Source organism: Shewanella sp. ZOR0012 (assembly GCF_000798835.1).
Classification (GTDB): domain Bacteria; phylum Pseudomonadota; class Gammaproteobacteria; order Enterobacterales; family Shewanellaceae; genus Shewanella; species Shewanella xiamenensis.
In genome coordinates, this window is record NZ_JTLE01000094.1 from 729,131 (window position 1) to 747,822 (window position 18,692).

Annotated in this window: 14 protein-coding genes; 7 read left to right on the top strand and 7 right to left on the bottom strand. The window is 43.5% G+C overall.

Annotation, left to right across the window (positions count from 1 at the left end; translation table 11 throughout):
• Window position 1: 1 nt before the first annotated feature.
• Window positions 2–370: a DUF3649 domain-containing protein gene (locus L976_RS05015; protein ID WP_047534827.1), complete on the bottom strand. Its 369-nt coding sequence runs from the start codon at window positions 368–370 to the stop codon at window positions 2–4.
• 381 nt (window positions 371–751) lie between these two features.
• On the opposite strand from L976_RS05015, the gene L976_RS05020 reads away from it, so the two are divergent.
• Both L976_RS05020 and hpf read left to right on the top strand, forming a co-directional pair.
• Complete coding sequence (locus L976_RS05020; RefSeq protein WP_037420899.1) at window positions 752–2,320, top strand: methyl-accepting chemotaxis protein; 1,569 nt, start codon at window positions 752–754, stop codon at window positions 2,318–2,320.
• 266 nt (window positions 2,321–2,586) lie between these two features.
• Window positions 2,587–2,943 (top strand): ribosome hibernation-promoting factor, HPF/YfiA family, encoded by a 357-nt coding sequence (gene hpf / locus L976_RS05025; RefSeq protein ID WP_023266557.1) that lies wholly within the window; start codon window positions 2,587–2,589, stop codon window positions 2,941–2,943.
• A 64-nt stretch (window positions 2,944–3,007) separates the two neighbouring features.
• On the opposite strand, the gene L976_RS05030 is transcribed toward hpf, so the two are convergent.
• From L976_RS05030 to L976_RS05040, 3 genes are all read right to left on the bottom strand, one after another.
• Entirely contained in the window at window positions 3,008–3,703 is a 696-nt protein-coding gene (locus tag L976_RS05030; protein ID WP_050991362.1) for a response regulator transcription factor, read from the bottom strand.
• Between the two features lie 44 nt (window positions 3,704–3,747).
• Complete coding sequence (locus L976_RS05035; RefSeq protein ID WP_156143153.1) at window positions 3,748–4,890, bottom strand: sensor histidine kinase; 1,143 nt, start codon at window positions 4,888–4,890, stop codon at window positions 3,748–3,750.
• A 609-nt stretch (window positions 4,891–5,499) separates the two neighbouring features.
• A complete protein-coding gene (locus L976_RS05040; RefSeq protein ID WP_037420892.1) occupies window positions 5,500–6,222 on the bottom strand; it encodes a YebC/PmpR family DNA-binding transcriptional regulator in 723 nt (240 codons plus the stop codon).
• Window positions 6,223–6,605: 383 nt separating this feature from the next.
• Between L976_RS05040 and L976_RS05045 the strand changes: the two genes are divergently transcribed.
• Window positions 6,606–8,174, top strand: coding sequence for a methyl-accepting chemotaxis protein (locus tag L976_RS05045; protein WP_047534835.1), 1,569 nt, complete (start codon window positions 6,606–6,608; stop codon window positions 8,172–8,174).
• A gap of 323 nt (window positions 8,175–8,497) precedes the next feature.
• Entirely contained in the window at window positions 8,498–8,722 is a 225-nt protein-coding gene (locus L976_RS05050) for a TIGR02922 family protein (RefSeq protein ID WP_037420886.1), read from the top strand.
• A 100-nt stretch (window positions 8,723–8,822) separates the two neighbouring features.
• On the opposite strand, the gene L976_RS05055 is transcribed toward L976_RS05050, so the two are convergent.
• The gene (locus L976_RS05055) at window positions 8,823–9,404 is read right to left on the bottom strand and encodes a TetR/AcrR family transcriptional regulator (protein ID WP_047534838.1); all 582 of its coding nucleotides are present in this window, start codon (window positions 9,402–9,404) and stop codon (window positions 8,823–8,825) included.
• 129 nt (window positions 9,405–9,533) lie between these two features.
• Between L976_RS05055 and L976_RS05060 the strand changes: the two genes are divergently transcribed.
• Window positions 9,534–10,601, top strand: coding sequence for an alkene reductase (locus L976_RS05060; RefSeq protein ID WP_047534840.1), 1,068 nt, complete (start codon window positions 9,534–9,536; stop codon window positions 10,599–10,601).
• An 80-nt stretch (window positions 10,602–10,681) separates the two neighbouring features.
• Here the strand turns inward: L976_RS05060 and L976_RS05065 are convergent, their stop codons facing one another.
• Entirely contained in the window at window positions 10,682–13,102 is a 2,421-nt protein-coding gene (locus L976_RS05065) for a Lon protease family protein (RefSeq protein WP_047534842.1), read from the bottom strand.
• A 537-nt stretch (window positions 13,103–13,639) separates the two neighbouring features.
• Here L976_RS05065 and L976_RS05070 point away from each other — a divergent pair.
• Window positions 13,640–16,297: a sensor domain-containing protein gene (locus L976_RS05070; RefSeq protein ID WP_047534845.1), complete on the top strand. Its 2,658-nt coding sequence runs from the start codon at window positions 13,640–13,642 to the stop codon at window positions 16,295–16,297.
• 107 nt (window positions 16,298–16,404) lie between these two features.
• Window positions 16,405–17,634 (top strand): DEAD/DEAH box helicase, encoded by a 1,230-nt coding sequence (locus tag L976_RS05075; RefSeq protein ID WP_047534846.1) that lies wholly within the window; start codon window positions 16,405–16,407, stop codon window positions 17,632–17,634.
• Window positions 17,635–17,991: 357 nt separating this feature from the next.
• On the opposite strand, the gene L976_RS05080 is transcribed toward L976_RS05075, so the two are convergent.
• Entirely contained in the window at window positions 17,992–18,501 is a 510-nt protein-coding gene (locus L976_RS05080) for a hypothetical protein (protein ID WP_047534849.1), read from the bottom strand.
• Window positions 18,502–18,692 lie beyond the last annotated feature (191 nt).

Sequence of the window (18,692 nt, forward strand, 5' to 3'; positions counted from 1 at the left end):
CTTACTGTCCACACACCTTAAGCAGAGTAAAACACAGGAGGCTAAATAACATCAGATCCCGCCACGCATGCCAGGTTTTACGTACGCAAAAGGCATAAATAATGGCGATAGCATAAAACAAGAATGCCAGCATATTGGCCGTTAATGTGCTCTCAAATCGAGACATTGGCAGTATTTGAGTCAGTAAACAGGCCAGCGTTGCCGCTGCAATATAGCCAGCCAATAACGCAGCACTCGCGCGAACAAATACCTGCAAACCAAATTGAGTTTGCTCTTGTTTTAGCCACCGAATGGCGGCTTGAAAATAACCCGATACAGGACGTACAGCTATCGCTGAGAGGGAGGAATTTGATGTTGGGATATGTGACATAAGTGCTACTTATTTCAGTCAATATTAAACGGTTAATCCAAATGCCAATTCAGCCATAGCTGAATACAGCGGGCATTCTAATGAGCTATCAGGCTATTGTTTTGATGATTATAACGCAGTTGATTTAAATGATAAACAATATCATTTGCATTTATTGAGGCGGTGCACAAAATATCCTTAACGCATTTTGAGTGCTAGCTCGCGTTATGCGTAACCCTGTGCAATATGTCACAAATGTTTGGTTTTATTGATGAGATTGATCTTACTTGTTTAGCATTTGGTTAAATTTTCTGCTTTCAGTGTGAACTTAATCAAAGTAGGTGTTCTGTCATTTTGGCAAAATCCCCTGCAACTTTCACTTGGAGTCATTTTGATATCCCTATGCAAACACATTCAAAAAAAGGTGAAAAACACCTATCTGAAAACGCAATCCTACTCTCTACGACCGATTTGAAAGGAAATATTAAGTACGTTAATCAAACCTTTTCGCAGATAAGTGAATATAGCGTTACTGAGTTGCAAGGGAGTCCTCACAATATCGTTCGTCACGAGGATATGCCTGCCGCTGCGTTTAAAATGCTTTGGGATAGAATTAAAAGCGGCAAACCTTGGATGGGCATAGTCAAAAACAAGACCAAAACTGGCGGTTACTATTGGGTCAATGCCTATGTTGCACCTGTATATGAAGATGGCAAAATTCATGAATATCAATCAGTACGTCGCCAGGCGACACCTGAGCAAATCAGAGCAGCTGAAGATGTTTATCAAGGCATTAATCAAGGTAAACAACCTAAAGCATTAAAAAAAGATAGATTAGGATTTCGGGGGAAAATTCTATCCTCCATGTTTTTAGCTATTGCGGCGACGGCGTTTTTGGCATGTTACTCCCCTTTATTAGCCGCACTTGTGGGGGCTTTAGTTGCTTGGGTATTGTGGTACAAGCTTATGCAACCATTACAAGCATTAGTTAGCGTTGCTACTCATATTATTGATGATCCCGTCGCGATGGGGATTTATACCGGTAGACAGGATGAAATCGGGAAAATTGATCTGGCTCTGCGGTTTTTAATTACTGAAATCGGTGGGGTTGTTGGCCGGATGGCGGATTCTGCAAGTGAAATACAAGAGCAGAGCGTCAATCTCAAACAAACCATCACTAATACCTGGGAGCATGCCGATAGTCAGAGCGTGCAAACCACTCAGGCGGCAACGGCTATGGAACAAATGAGTGCCAGTTTTGCTGAGGTAACAGATAATATCCATCGCACGGCATCTGAAATGGTCTCCAGCCATGAGGCTGCACAGCGCGGCCATTCACGGCTTGAAACTGTTATCGAAGCTATCCATCAACTGAGTGTACAGGTGAGCCATTTTTCAGATGTCGTCCAAACCATAGAGCAGGATAGCCAAGCGATTTATCAAGTGTTAGAAGTTATTCGCTCTATTGCCGACCAAACTAATCTACTGGCGCTTAATGCGGCAATTGAAGCGGCACGGGCTGGGGAGACTGGCCGGGGATTTGCTGTCGTTGCCGATGAGGTGCGGCAATTGTCTAGCCGAACCAGTCAGTCAACTTCACAAATTGAGCAAATTGTGAGTCGCTTTAAAGACAGCACGCAAAAAGCGACATCGACGATGACGGCCGGACAGGAGCAGGTTAAGCGCTCAGTCTCTTTAGCACAGGATGCCAGTGTGGCTTTTGGTGAGTTGTTATCCTCTATCGCTCGGATCAACTCTTTAAGTGATGACAATGCCGCAGCAATGACTCAACAGACATCTGTAGCGGCGGAAATTAGTCGTGCTATCCATGTGATCAGCGATTTGGCACAGCAGAGTTTAGAGCAGACTCAAGATGCGGCGGCAAGGGGCGAGCAGGTTTCGCGCTTATCGACAAAAACTCATCACCTATCGCAGCAATTCTGGCAACAAAGCGTGCAGCGTAAGTATTAGCACTTGGCATTCAACTGGTTGATTTATTTTTTTTGTCGGTTATAAATCAACCAGTTAATTTATTTTTTTTGTCGGTTATAAATCAACCAGTTAATTTATTTTAACGTTCCCGTATTGTGCTATTTCTTTGATGAGCCTCACATTTAGCTGCTGCTAATACCTGTTTCATTCGAAATATTTGTCTAGGGGGCTTGTGTTTTATTTGCCATGCCCCAAGCTCTAATAGTGAAGCGAAAAAAAAGTAAAGACACTAAAAGGGACAACCTATGAAAATTAATCTTTCTGGTCACCATGTCGATGTTACTGATTCTGTCAAAGAACACGTTAACGAAAAGTTTTCAAAAATCGCCACTCATTTCCCCACTCTCATTGGGCTCGATATCATTATTGCTAAGGAGCATGGCGAGTTTCAGGTTGAAATTCGAACAAATTACGAAGGCAGTCGCATCTCCGCCTCAGGTACGGATGAAATCATGTACCCCGCGATTGCTGCAGCAGCTAAAAAATTGGATGCTGCACTAAAACACCGTAAAGGTCAGTTAAAGGCCGATTTACATGAAAAGCCGACCTGCACAACGCCACCTATTGCCCATGAAATTATCCAAGAGATGGATTTACGCTAGTTTTTCGCGGCAGTGATTGCATTGAAAAGGGCCTTTAAGGCCCTTTTTCGTTGGTGGGCCCGTTCTAAATTAAGCCGATTTGTAAGCCTTTTAGTACTGCTTGAGTACGGTCTCGGCAATTGAGTTTAGCCAAAATGGTTGAAACGTGGTTTTTCACGGTTCCTTCGGCCAAAAATACTGCATCGGCGATTTCTTTATTGGAAAACCCTCCCGCCATATAGCGTAAAATCTCTTGCTCGCGAGCTGATAACAACGCTTGAGTTGCAATGTTGAGAGGTGCAGGAGATAGAGATGCATGAGATAGGTGCTGCATCTGTTCAAGTACTGAAGGTTCTATTAGATACTCACCTTTGGCAACCGTTTCAATGGCATGCAGTAACTTATCCAGAGACACATCCTTTAATAAGAAGCCATTTGCGCCGGCATGTAAGCTATTTAAAAACAATTCGCTGTCATCAAAGGTGGTTAACATTATTACTGGTAAGGGATTTTGTGCGGCGCGAAGCTGTTTTAGCAAACTAATACCATCGAGCACTGGCATGCGAATATCGCTTAATAGTAAATCTACGGCTTCAGTTTCCAGCAGCCTAAGTGCTTCTTGACCATTCTCGGCCTGCCAAGTCACCTTGATATGCTGAGAAATGGCAATCAGGCTCGCGATCCCCTGACGAACTAACTGTTGGTCTTCCACTAATCCCACCTTGATAGAGTGAGGTGCAGATGGGTTATCAGTTGTGATTGCCGATTGAAGTTTTTCCATAAGTAGCGACTTATTCCTTGTAACCCGTTTTGTTGGGATGTCTTTTACATTGTTGTATTTTGTGGCAGCCGGATAATAAGGCTACAACCTTGAGCATCTTCATTGGGCTGCAAACACACCTTTCCATTAAAGGCTGATAACCTTTCCTGCATGCTATTGAGCCCGATACCTGTTGAAGCGGTTTGGTTGATACCTTGACCATTATCGTTAAGTTGAATGATAAGTTCGGTTTGTTGCTGTTGCATCGACAGCGTGAACTGATTGGCCTTGCCATGGCGCACCCCATTACTGATCCCTTCCTGCAATACCAGTAATAAGGCTTGAGCCAGTTCAGTCGACTGTAGCGGCACTAATGATTTATACCGCAAGCTAACATTAGGTAAACGGCTTGCTATTGCATCAAGCGGAGGCTTTAAGTCGAGGCCAATATTAACCCGCTGCGCACGAACCACGGCGCGGATACTCTCTAATAATTCCTTGGCAAGTGATTTACTCTGATTGACTGTGGATTTGAGATCCGTAGGTGCTTGATGACTTAATAGCTCAAGTTGCAATGATAACGCAGTGAGTTGGTGGCCGAGAATATCGTGCAAATCCCGTGAGATCCTCAACCTTTCTTGCTGCTCGCTGGTTTGACTCAGCAAGGCTCTCGTGGCGATAAGTTGTTGATTAAGATGTTCCTGTATCCGGCGAGACTCGCGCTCGGACAATCTCGCTTGACTACTGCTGTATGCAAATAGCTGGAATCCCATATAAATAAGAACATTAAAGATAATACTGTTTGAGGTGTGTGAGTGCAGAATGAAGTAATAGCTAAGATTGGCTAACAGGATTTGTCCTATCGCAGCATTGCGGCTAAAGAACTCGGGTAACAGTGACGCCCACAGTACGAGCAAGATGGGTAACAAGGAATGTTCACTTAACAGCATTAAGCCGAGGGTACAGCAAACAAGTACTATGGTTAAAAACCTATTTATCTTGAGACTTTTACGAGAATGTTCGAAGATTGTCAGCAATAAAAACAATAATATAAACAATGCATAAAGTGCTATATGGCAACTTTTGTTGAGCGTGGGTAGCTTGGCTTGAATATCTTGATTAAATCCCAGCCAAGCGACAAGTGCCCAAGTGAGGGTACCCGCACCAATTAGCATCGTTTCTGCTTTGGTTAATCGATTTCCTTGCACCTATTTGCTTCCTTCAATCACAATTTATCATCCATTCTAAGGCAAGTATTCCATAAGAGACTATGTCTATCACGCAGGCAAAGTCTTAATCCGCTAAGTTATTTGAATTATTTATTTAATTCAGTTTGTAAAGTTTTATCTGATATGTGGTTTATTAACCACGCCTAATAACGCCAGCTATATAGTGATGTCATATATTTATTTTAAATCAATTGCTTAGTGAAATGGCTCCATGTGAGCAGCGTTTTTGATAAAACCAAGCTACGTTGTTTTTATTAAGCGGGAGTGGCGGTGTCGTTAGCCTATGAGGTAATGAGTTAGTGAAAGTAGGAATGTAACCTTGGCATTGCGATACCAATTGCCGGATGCGGTAACGCTTTGTTGCTCGCAGGTGTTAGTGGTCGGTGGGTATTGTATGGATATGGCGCCGCTTTCGGCAGTGGCAACTATTTTCCCTAATGATTATGGCTCATCGCGATGATGAGTCCCTCCATGAAGCGCGCTACGAGATCTCGCGCGTTTGGCCAAGTGTGCTGCGATTGAATTTCATGCATGATCGCAAATAAAAACGCAGCTCATTGGCTGCGTTTTTGTTAAGTAAGATTTTAATTAATCTTGAATTTCTGCATTGTGATAAACGTTTTGCACGTCGTCACAATCTTCTAAAGCGGCGATAAATTTATCGAATACTGCCACATCTTCACCGGACACTGGGGTCATGGTTTGAGGCACAAAAGTGATGTTCTCGACTTCAAAGTTGATGTTAGGCATTGCATCTGTCAGTGCCGTTTTAACTTTGAAAAACTCGGTGTGTGGTGCGATAACACTGATCATGCCATCTTCCACTTCAACGTCATTCACATCGACATCAGCCATCATCAGAATTTCAAGAATGGCATCTTCATCTTCACCAGGAAAAACGAATACGGCAGACTGGTCAAACATATGGCCTACTGTACCGGGTGTACCAAGTTTGGCATCGTTTTTTACGAAGGCTTGACGTACTTCAGTAAAAGTACGTTTTACGTTATCGGTTAAGCAGTCAACGATGACCATACAGTTACCTGGGCCGAAACCTTCATAACGGGCAGTATCATAATCTTCACCGCCACCACCTTTGGCTTTATCAATAGCACGTTCAATAACGTGTGCTGGTACTTGATCTTTCTTCGCGCGTTCGATTAAACGACGGAGTGATAAGTTGCCGTCCGGCTCGACACCACCTTGTTTGGCGACTACGTAAATTTCTTTACCGTAGCGTGAGTAAAGGCGGGTTTTCTGGCCAGCTGTTTTCGCCATGGATTCTTTACGGTTTTGATATGCTCTGCCCATCTTGATCTCGTTAGCTCAAAAAAATTGCGCCGATAGTAGCAGTTTTCTTGCCGTATGTGCAGTCACTCGAGTTGGAATTCTTGTCAATAAAGCGATAAGCACCACATTTTGTCAGCTAAAAATGGCCAGAGGATTTTAGGAAGGATTTATTGGGTAATTTGGCGAAATCTATACTAATGTCTAATGCCATAAGCGCGTTAGAGCGCTGAAGATAGACTATGGGTTTTAGGATGAATAGTTCAATTTAGTCAGAAGGATAGACTCACTACGCAGTGTTTGAATTTGTCTATTCTGCTTACTGCGGCCAATCAAATAGCAATGGATAGCAAGTGAATACTCACTTCTCTCACTTTGCATGTGCGTTTTCTTGGTGAGATACAAATATGGAATTACAACATAAAATCGTCATTGCACTGAGTTTAGTCTTAGTTGTGTTTGGCAGCCTTTTACTTAATGCCATCTCCTTATCCGGTTTGACACATGCCTTGGTTTTAGGCGGGATAGTTTGTGTGTGGGTATTATGGATTGTTAAGCGTTTTTTGAGTATCAAGGCGCCAAATCCTGATGAAAATGCTCTTAGGCTCAATCGGTTAAGCTCTCCTGAGCATGATATCAGCGTCCAAACCAGTAAGATTGCAATTGGTGCAGCTGAGGTCTCACATTTTATTGATTTATTGAATAAATCGATTGAGTCCAATGGTGAACATGCGAGTGCTATCGCGGTGGCTGCGGCGCAATTGAGTAACACAACTGCTTTGCTTGGTGATAATGCCAGCAGCATTTTAGTCCAAACCCAAGAGGCTGAGCGCTTGAGTGTGCAAGGCAGAACTCAAGCACAAAAGGGCGTATCTGCTATCGAATCATTAAATGCTGATATCAACACTGCCGCTCAGCAAGTGCAGGCCTTAAAGTCAAAAGCTGAACAAATTCAAAAAATCACCGAGGTCATTAATTCGGTTGCGGAACAAACAAACTTACTGGCATTAAATGCTGCTATTGAAGCGGCAAGAGCTGGAGAGCAAGGGCGAGGATTTGCTGTGGTAGCTGATGAGGTTCGAAGCCTTGCCGGAAAAACGGCTGGAGCGACCCAAGATATCGGTAAGATGCTGCTCGAAATTCGTGCTGAAACAGACAAAAGTTCAGCGTTAATGGAACGAGTGGTTTTGCAAACTGCTGATGTTGTCGGTGCGATGGGGGAGTTGGATGGTCACTTTACTGATATCTCAACCTCTGTAACTCGTTCTGCGCATGCCCTTGGAGATATGGAGGACTCCCTTAAGCAATACAATCATACCACCAATGAGATTAGCAACTCGGTAGCGCAGATCCGTGACTCGCTGACTGCAACAGGAAGACAAAGCATGACGGTTTCTGAGCAGGCGTTTACCCTGTCATTAACGACAGAGGGTATATTTAAAGCACTGTCTCATTGGGATACTCAAACCTTTGATCAACAAGTGCTATTAGTCGCTAATGAAGCGGCAAAAGCTTGCGGAGAGAAACTTGCGCAAGGATTAGCTAATGGTAGTTTTACGGAAGCAGAGTTGTTTAGTCCCAAATATCAGCCAATTGCCAATACTCAGCCGCAGAAATATACCACAGCATTTGACCGTTTCACCGATCAACATTTCCCCGCGATTCAAGAACCGATTTTAGCTAAGCATAGTGAGATCATTTATGCTGGAGCCGTTGATAAAAAAGGTTATTTCCCAACCCATAATAAACGCTTTAGCCAAGCATTAACGGGCAAAGTTGAGGTTGATATGGTGCATAATCGCACTAAACGCTTATTTAATGACCCAACGGGCAGCCGTTGTGGGACACATACGGATCCTGTTTTACTGCAAACCTATAAGCGAGATACCGGGGAGATTATGCATGACTTGTCAGTACCCATTTATGTTAATGGTAAACACTGGGGCGGTTTTCGAGTAGGGTTTAAAGCGAAGTAACAGTAGTTTAATATAGAATTAACGCTTTTATTTTGTAGATAAATATTCATCTGCCCTTGTTACTTAAGTGTGATCGATTGCGCGGATTTGATTAACAAAATAGAAATAGATTGGCATCTATTTGCCGAAGTGCTTAAATGATGTGATATTCATGGCGCGATGATGTCTTTATCTTTTGTACAAAGTTATATCGCTTTGAGTTTTTAATTTGTTGATTTTAAATGGTAAAACAAGTTTTGAGTTTTGTTTTCATAAGAGATGAATGGAGACTCTTGCCACTTTGATCGATAGCAGTAGATTCTGCTTAATGTGAGTTAAAAGTTATGCAAGCAACACAAGCGACTGTTACAGTTTTGTATTATGATGCGCCCGTTGGGTTAATTATGCACAATTCGGTGTTACAAGGTTTACCTGTTAGCGAGTCAGGTCGTGTGATGATTCCTGCAAGTTTTCGCAAAGGAAAATCCATTATTGCCGTATTAGAAGGTGAATGTAAGATTTTGAACTCACTCGGTGAGCGTGTTTTTGCACAGGCAAATATAGGTTAAGAAAAAATATACTGGCAAAACATCATATTGAAAGGACGATAAGTTGATTTATCGTCCTTTTGCTTTATGTGTTCGGTTAAATAAGCGTCAGGTTCGGCTGTTATCTGCAAACATCATCAAACAGTTTATTGGCTAATTGCTGCAATATCTCCGCCTGCGGATGGGTGTGGGCGAAGGTTCGTAAGCCATAGATTCCCATCATTAAATATTGTGCTCTCTGCTCGCTATTGAGCTGCCCTTGTAACATTCCTTGAGAAGCTGCAAGTTCAAATTGTACGGTGAGTGCGTTTTGCCATAGGTGGAGATTCTGACTGATAATATGTTGAATCTCATCGTCTTGCTCGGCGATTTCATTTAACGCTTTTGTCAGTAAACAGGCTTGCTGGCTATCGCAGCTGATACATTCGACGACGACATTATCTAAGTAAGTTTTTAAATTTTTAAGCACTGGCTGGTTGTTGGAGAAGATAAGCTTGAATTGCTCGTTTCTATCCTGTTGATATTGCTCGATAGCGGCAATGAGTAATCCACGTTTATTACTAAAAGCACAGTAAATGGATCCAGGGTGTAATCCGGTGGCTTGGGTGAGATCTTGCATGCTGGTCTTGGTATATCCCTTACGCATAAAGGCCGCCATTGCTCCCCTGAGTACTTGCGCCCTATCAAACTCTGCGTTTCGCATTACATTCTTACCTCTTACCGATACTTGCCGGAGATTCTAACTAATTTTGAACAAACATTCAAAAATGTTCTTGAATGATCATTCAAATAGTAATATCTTGAACGTACATTCAAGAATGGGGTTTAACCAATGACGATTGAAAATGCAGTGAACTCTGTAGGTAATCTATTCGACACCTATAAGCTTAATGACACTATAACCTTAAAAAACCGTATTTTGATGGCGCCATTAACGCGCTGCATGGCTGATGCCGACTTGGTTCCTACCGATGATATGGTGGCTTACTATGCACGCCGTGCTGAAGCCGGATTGATTATCTCCGAGGCCACGATTATTCGCCCTGATGCCCAAGGCTATCCAAACACTCCCGGTATTTTTACCCAAGGGCAAATTGCAGGCTGGCGCAAAGTGACTGATGCTGTGCATGCCAATGGCGGTAAGATTTTTGTGCAATTATGGCATACAGGCCGTGTTGCTCATCCACATTTCTTCGGTGGTGGTGATGTGCTGGCTCCTTCTGCCCAGAAAATTGAAGGCAGTGTGCCAAGAATGCGTGAATTGACCTATGTAACGCCAAAAGCTGCAACGGTTGAAGATATTCAGGGGCTGGTGCGTGATTATGCAAAAGCGGCTGAGAATGCGATTGAAGCCGGCTTTGATGGCGTTGAGATCCACGGTGCTAATGGTTACTTGATTGATGAATTCTTACACCATGATAGTAATCGTCGTACCGATGAATATGGTGGCACACCAGCCAATATGTCACGGTTTGCCTTAGAAGTGGTCGATGCAATTGCCACACGTATCGGTAAAGACAGAACGGGTTTACGTATTTCCCCTGGCGCCTATTTCAATATGGCAAGCGATAGCCGTGACCGTGCGGTTTTTGATTATTTACTTCCTGAGTTAGAAAAACGCGATCTGGCCTTTGTGCATATCGGTATTTTCGATGACAGTATGGAGTTTGATTACTTAGGCGGCTCTGCATCAAGTTATGTTCGTGCACACTATGGCAAAACGCTAGTGGGTGTGGGCAGCTATAGTGCACAGACGGCGAGCAAGGCCATTGCTGAGGATAAATTTGACTTAATTGCAATTGGTCGCCCCTTTATTGCTAACCCCGATTATGTTGCTAAAGTGCGTAAAGGCGAGGAGCTGGTGGCTTATAGTGACGAGATGTTAGCAACCTTGATTTAAGGTTTAGATTGCAACGCTGGTAAAAAAAGGGTTAGCTAAGCTAACCCTTTTTGCTTTTTGTATCTGTTGTTCAATCGAGACTATGAATTCGTTTTGCTGAGTGCTCTCAAAGCATTAAGTTTGTGTTGGGCAATGCCGAACACGCAATCCGATGCATAGTGCTCAGTGTGTTTACTCTCATCGGTTTGCACTATCGCAGCGGCTTTACCTAATAGTAAAGTCATCGCTTGAGTAACATGGTTAATCGCCCAAATATGGAATTCACCACGCTCAACCGCTTCCACAATATCTTGGCGTAGCATTAAGTTTGCAATATTCGACTCGGGAATAATCACTCCTTGACTCGAGGTTCTACCCTTGATTTGACACACATCGAAAAAGCCTTCAATTTTCTCATTAACCCCGCCGATAGGTTGGGCTTCGCCAAACTGATTCATTGAGCCAGTAATGGCAATATCTTGTCTTAAGGGTAACTCACTGATGGCGGAGATAATAGCGCAGCATTCGGCCATTGACGCACTATCACCATCGACACCGCTGTAGGATTGCTCGAAGGTGAGGTAAGTAGTGAGAGGAATTTGCGCGGTTTTACCTAACACAGAGGCTAAATAGGCGGTAAGGATTAAAACGCCCTTAGAATGTATTCGCCCACCCAGTTTGACCCTATGTTCGATGTCCAGCACTTCTCCTTTACCATACGCGGTCGTGGCGGTGATGCGATTAGGCAGACCAAATTGATGATCTGAAGTAGAAACAACAGATAACGCATTGATTTGACCAACGACTTTATCGTGAGTATTAATTAGTGTGGTGCCATTAACGAAGCTTTCCATGATGTTGTCATGCAGGCGGGAGACGCGTTTCTCTTGATTTTTAAGTGCCTGTTCAACATGTTGCTTTTCTATTTGTGCACTTGCTACGGCTTTTGCGCAAAAGTTAGATTCCCGTAATAGGTTGGCAATATTGGCAGAGTGCAGTGAGAGCTTCTGTTGATCCTGTGCCTCACGTGAGCTGTATTCAATGATGCGTGCAATGGCGCTACGGTCGCAGTGCAGCATGTTGTTATCGTGGACAATACTGGAAATAAATCGGGCATAATGGGCTTCGGAGTCGTCGGTTCTATCCATGACATCTTCAAAGTCGGCAGTTACCCTAAATAGTTCACTGAAATCAGGATCATAATGCTGTAATAGTTGGTAGGTTTCATGGTCACCGAACAGGATAATTTTAACATCTAACGGGATCGGTTCCGGTGCTAATGAAATGGTGCCTGACAATGAGACTTCCCGCTCTAATGAACTCAGATCCAACTTGCGTGAACGCAATGCTCGCTTTAACCCATCCCAAACATAGGGGCGTTCAAGCACTTTGATCGCGTCCATTAACAGCACGCCACCGTTTGCTTTATGTAAGCTTCCAGGCCGAATCAATGAGAAGTCGGTAAACACTGTGCCTCTGAAGGTGGCGTTTTCAACATAACCAAACAGGCTGTGGTAGCTTGGGCTTTCTTCGACCACGATGGGGAATTTCTGTTCGCCTTGGCATACAAGTACATTGACCTGGTAGCGGCGGGGCATTTTCTTTTCAAGTGAAGCGTAGGCAAGGGCGAGTTGTTCTTCACTTTCTTCAAGGAAAATATCTAAATTACTTAGGATATCTGCCTGCATTCCGGTTAAAAATGCTCTGACATCTGGTTGATGTTTGTACTTATCCTTCAATGGCTTAAAAAAGTGGATCAACACATCCTTGGCAACTTGTTCATCATGTTCCTGCTGAGTATCACTAAATTCTTCTTCCCATTCAGTGTTTTGGCGAATAATGCTCCTTAGTTTTACTTCTAGCCCATTGATATTACTTTCAAATTGACTACGCTCGGCTTCCGTGAGGGCGCTGAAGCTGGCTTCATCATGGGGTTCATCACCATTGAGGGCGATCATTTGATAATCTCCCTGCATGGTTAAGCTCAGACTAATATTTTTTTGTTTGGCCTCTTCGCTGAGCTCTGTGAGTGCGGCTTCTTGCTTTTGTATCAGTTGGCTTTTAAGTTTTTCAGCTCTGGCATAATACATTTCATTATCAAAGGCTAAGGGTAATGCTCTTACCAGTTTGAGCATGAGTTTCTCGATGGATTTCTTAAACTCTTGCCCCGTGCCAGCGGTGAGTTTTAGCACTTTAGGGCTGCGGGTATCGTCAAAGTTGACCACATAGCACCAGTCAAATAACGCGGGTTTTATGGGATCGTGGCGATTGAGATAGCGCAGCATCATGGTTCGTTTACCGAGACCATTTTGGCCGATCGCATAGATGTTATAGCCCTTTTCTTTTATCCCCATGGCAAATTCTACCGCCTGTTGGGCACGTTCTTGGCCAACAATATCATCGAGTGGCGTGAGTTGGGCTGTAGATTGGCACTCAGTATTAAGCTGTTTAAGTTCTGACTTTCGGTAAAGTTGCTGGCTCGTTAACGGGATGGCGGGTGTGGCTGTAGGCACGGTAGGCATAAAAATCCTTGTTTTTCTTTCTGATTATTTCCATTGTAGACAATAGGATAATGTTATTGTCAATGAAAAGACGGTAATTTCTACTTAAACAATCCTTATGCGAGGGGGCTATACCTTGGGATTCTGCCCTGTTTGTAGGCGTGAATTTTTGCTTGCAAAACGAAGATGAAGATGTTTGATTTTTATTCAAATGTTTTATTGCTAAGCTTTTACTGACGTACTCATTTTTGAGTAGCTTTGAGCCTAACCTTTATCGAGAGTGAGTCTATTGGCGATAATGGTGTTTAAATTTCGTTATCTGAAACAAACTAATCTGCTAATAACTCAAATAATTATGTATTAGTGAATGACGATGATTGAGTGTCTGCGGTAATATCTGTCAATTGAGGGTGGGATTGTACTGGTTTTGTACTTCAGCCTAGGCTCAGATCTTATTAAGACAGTGGGTGGGTATTGTTGTCGGTGTAGTGTTTTTTAGGGGGGGCGCTTGTTGTCCTTATTTAACATGGAATTGTAGAGGCTATAGTTAGCAAGCTTATGATTGATTTTGCAATTTCACAAAAGCAGTTAACAGATTGGGCAAACGACTTACAGTTAGTCGCCAATATCACTCAGTCGCATGCGGTGATTTTAACTGCGAATGCAGCGGGTGAATATCGTCAGTTAATTCAGTCTGAACGGTGCCAACTTGTTGATATAGAAGCTCTGGTTCGGCATTTTAATCATAAAGCTCATTTAAACCTCTATCAACATGCGACACCTAAAGTTAATACCCCATCCACTCGCTCCGCTTCCCATTATCCCTTCAACGAATCAAGTACCTTTAGCCATCATCAGGTTAATATTCCGTTAGATGTACGTCATGCTGCTGCATTCAAGCAAGCCTTGATCCCAGATGTAAAATCAACGCCAAAATGGCGTGATACCGGACTTGGAAGCTTAATTTATTTGCCTATCATCTGGAATTCTGGAGCGCATTTCGGGGTATTTTGTTTATATCATCATACTCCTTTACAGTTAGATGATAAGGCACTGCAACTCGCGTCCCTAACGGTTAATAGCCTACAGCTTAATTTGAGTGAGTTGCACAGGGCTCAACGACTGCAAATGGCCGCCTTGCGCGGTGATGCGAAGCCGATGGATGTTATTGACTTGCAGACCTTTATCGATAGTTTTGAAGAGCATATTTGGGTCAAAAATACCGACGGTGTTTACACCATTTGCAACCAAAGTGTTGAAAATGCGTGGGAGCTACCCCGTAGAGACATTATTGGCAAGACCGACGAAGAGTTATTTGGCAAAGCGATTGCGGATATTTTTCTTAATGGTGACAAACTTGCTATTGAGACTGGGGCGCCAATTATTGTTGCCGAATGTTTAGATGGTGAGAATCAAAATAAACACTTATGGCTAGAGACCCTTAAAATCCCCGCCTTAACGCCCGAGGGTGAACTGGCGGGCGTGATAGGCATGACCCGTAATATCTCTAAACATAAAGAAGTGGAAGAACAACTTACCCTCGCTACCAATGTCTTTAAACACTCCCTTGAAGGTGTAGTCGTGACTGATAGGCACGGTAATATTACCGATGTTAATGGTGCCTTTTACGAGATTACAGGTTACTCGCGAGAAGAGTTACTTGGGCAAAATCCACGCTTATTTAATTCCGGCCGTCACGATAAAGCTTTTTTTGAAACCATGTGGAATCATTTACTCGATGCTGGTAAGTGGAATGGTGAAATTTGGAATCGACGTAAAGATGGCACTATTTTTCCGCAAAATATCACTATTAGCGCCATCTACGATGAGGTTGGGGAGATCCGCTATTTTGTCGCAGTCTTTGCCGATATCTCCGCTCAAAAGCAGAGTGAAGCGCAACTTGCTCATTTAGCTTATTTTGACCCACTGACTCATTTGCCGAATCGCATGAAGCTGATGATGCAGCTTAAGCAAGAACTCAGACATGCGAAACGACTCAATGCCCAACTAGCGACAGTCTTTATTGATGTGGATTTGTTTAAACACATTAATGACAGTTTTGGCCATAGTATTGGCGATGAAATGCTGGTGGAACTGGCTAAACGTCTTCGCAGCCAATTACAGGAGCAAGATGTGTTGTCACGTATTGGTGGCGATGAGTTTGTGGCGCTGATTTCCGGCATTCAAGGCCATGAGGATGCTACAGCGGCAATTAACCAATTGCGCCAAGTATTTGATCTGCCTTTTGTGGTAAGCACCGGGGATCATTTACGCCTTACCGCCAGTATGGGGATTTCCCTTTACCCAAGTGATGGTAGTAATGCTGATACGCTGCTACGCAATGCCGATGCCGCCATGTATCGCGCTAAGAGTGAGGGGCGAAATAATTATGCCTTTTACACTGAATCATTGACCAAAGAATCGATCGAGCATTTAAAGTTGCAGAGTGCACTTTATGGTGCACTTGAGCAAAATTCTCTGTATTTGATGTATCAACCCAAATTAAATTTGGTGACCCGCAAAACCGTTGGAGTTGAGGCGCTATTGCGTTGGAACGATCCGATTTTAGGACAAATTTCCCCAGGGATGTTTATTCCCGTCGCCGAGAAAATTGGCTTAATTTACGATATTGGTTTATGGGTGCTTGAAACGGCTTGCCAGCAAGGTGTGCGTTGGTTGGCTGTCGGTAAACAGTTTGGCCGCATTGCGGTTAACGTCGCAGGACAGCAGTTGCAACGTGGTTCCTTTGTGGAGGACGTGAAACGTATCCTAACGCAAACAGGCTTACCTGCAACGTGCCTTGAGCTTGAAGTGACGGAAAGTGTGATGATGAATAATCCGGATGTCGCGATTCGTGATTTAAAATTGTTAGGTGATTTGGGCATTGAGCTCTCGGTCGATGATTTTGGTACGGGTTATTCATCACTGAATTATTTGAAAAAACTTCCAATTCATAAGCTTAAAATCGACCAGTCTTTCGTACGAGACATTCCCTTCGATACCAACAATACCGCGATAGCTAAAGCTGTGATTGCCCTTGGTCATGCCTTAAAATTAGATATTGTTGCGGAAGGGGTAGAAACCACCGAGCAAGCCGAGTTTTTAACTCAAAATTTTTGCGACCAAGCACAGGGATATCTCTTTAGCCGCCCACAATTACCAGCGGATGTTGAGGCCTTTTTTACTGAAGCGGAATTGTTTACCAAACCTAAGTAGTGGTGTGGCTGTGACCGATAAGCATGATATTAAAGGCGCGATCGTAAACTGGTCGCAGTCAGTCCGGTCTGCTAACATTGCGGCATGATTGTTTTTGGTGATGTTTCATGTCTTTTAGCGCGCTTTCCTTAAATACCCAATTAGTTAACACCTTAGCTGAACTTGGTTATCAACAACCCACGCCTATTCAAGTTGAAGCCATTCCCGCCATTTTAGCAAAACAGGATGTGATGGCGGGGGCTCAAACGGGGACGGGGAAAACCGCAGCCTTTGCATTACCCATTCTGCAACACTTAATCGCTGATAACGAAAACCTTAAGGCGCCAAAAGCAATCCGCGCCTTAGTTTTAGTGCCAACAAGGGAGTTGGCACTACAAGTTCAGCAAAGCTTTGTAAAATATGCGAAAGGCACAGATATTCGTGTCGGCATAGCCTATGGTGGCGTCAGTATCGAGGCGCAGCAAGCGGTGTTTAACGCCGGGATCGATGTGTTGATTGCAACCCCAGGCCGCTTGCTTGATCATTTACGTCAAGGAGCACTCAATCTTAACCAATTGAACACACTGGTATTTGATGAAGCCGACCGGATGCTTGATATGGGATTTATGGATGAAATCAAAGCCGTGCTTAAGCAAGTGCCTGCTCACCGACAAACCCTGCTATTTTCCGCCACTTTGGATGATTCGATTTTTAGTTTCAGCAAAAACCTTCTGCGTAATCCCAAGCTGATTGAAGTGGCTAAACGTAATACGACCGCGGCCCAGATAGAGCAGCGAGTCTATGCCATTGATAGCGATCGTAAAACTGAGTTTGTCAGCCATTTAGTCCGTAGCAAAAATTGGCAGCAAGTGTTGATATTTAGTCGCACTAAACAGGGAGTCGATAAGCTGACCACTCAGCTCAATCAACTCGGGGTGGCAACGCAAGCTTTCCATGGCGACTTGTCCCAAGGTGCGCGGGAAAAGGTATTGCAGGAGTTTAAACAAGGACAAGTGCAAGTCTTAGTTGCCACCGATGTGGCTGCAAGAGGGCTTGATATTGCTGAACTACAGTATGTGATTAATTTCGAATTGCCGTTTATTGCTGAAGATTACATTCACCGTATCGGTCGTACTGGTCGCGCTGGCAGTGCCGGGGTGGCCATTACGCTTTTTAGCCAAGAGGATGCGCTACTGCTAGAAGAAGTCGAAGCCTTGCTCGATAAGCGTTTGCCACAACAATGGTATCCTGGCTTTGAACCCGATTTTAACAAAATGGTCTCCGAGCCAAGGCGCAATAGCAAAGCTGCTCAAAAACAACGGGCTAAAAAACGCGCCTTAGGTGGTAAAAAGCGCTAATTAAGGCGACAAGGTTGTTTCTGATAGCGAGCCGCCCTTTGATAGGGCGGATAATCATTTCACCAATGGCTTTGCATGATGATTAAGTTGGGCTTGTTGTGCTCGCCATACCGCTCGCGTTATTAACTAACCTGAGCTCGGGATAAGTAGAGCCGCTGAATAGGCATCTTTTAGGGCCTCTCTGCGTTGCTCTGTCTAACCATAGCTCGCTATGGCATACAACAGAGCGCCTTGATATGCGCAAAAATCTGCGCATTCAGTCAGGAAAAAGATTCTTCTTTTCAAAAAAATCATTTATAGCATTGATTTTTATTGTTAAATTTAGATTTTTCAGACACTCGTTACCCCGAGTTCAGGTTAACTAAAATACACTTCAGCCTGGTTATTGCGTTGTCGCTCTTCATTTTTCTCAGTCGCTTCTTTAATTAGCTCCACTTTTTGAGCTTGGAGTAATTCAATTTTTTTTGCTTTTTCCTCTTCGGATAAGCTGTCATCACCTGCTATTTTTGCTATCTCCGCATCTAGCTGTTTAAGCTTATCCCTATCAATGCCTGTGCGTTTATCGAGAATCGCCTGCATTGCGTCTTCTAATCTATTATGCGGCTTTTCAGTCTCTGCCGTACCGGCAATATGTTGCACATTGGCGGTGTAATGTTGTTTGGCATTAGGCGCAAGCTGACCATAGGTATCACTGCTTTCAGCATCTCGAGTCACGCCGCCAGATAGGGTGACTGTATCTTGCGGGGCTGTCATTTGAGCTCTCGGATTCTCCGCTGGGCTTGATACACCTTGCGTTTGCTGAGTTTGCAACGATTTTAATTGGTTCAACGCGATGGCCGCATAGCTATTGGGATTGATGACAGTCATTTCCTTATTTTTCCTCGTTGATTTTCACTTTCAGATGCCGCGCCAATAGGGCAAATAAATTAAGCAATATCAAGGCCAAACTCTGGCGACTTTCGTTGGATTTTTAGTAGAAAAATATTTTTATAAAAAATTGTACAAAAACTTGATCCTTGTACAAGATTGGTCCGTAATAGTATCTAAATTGATACAAG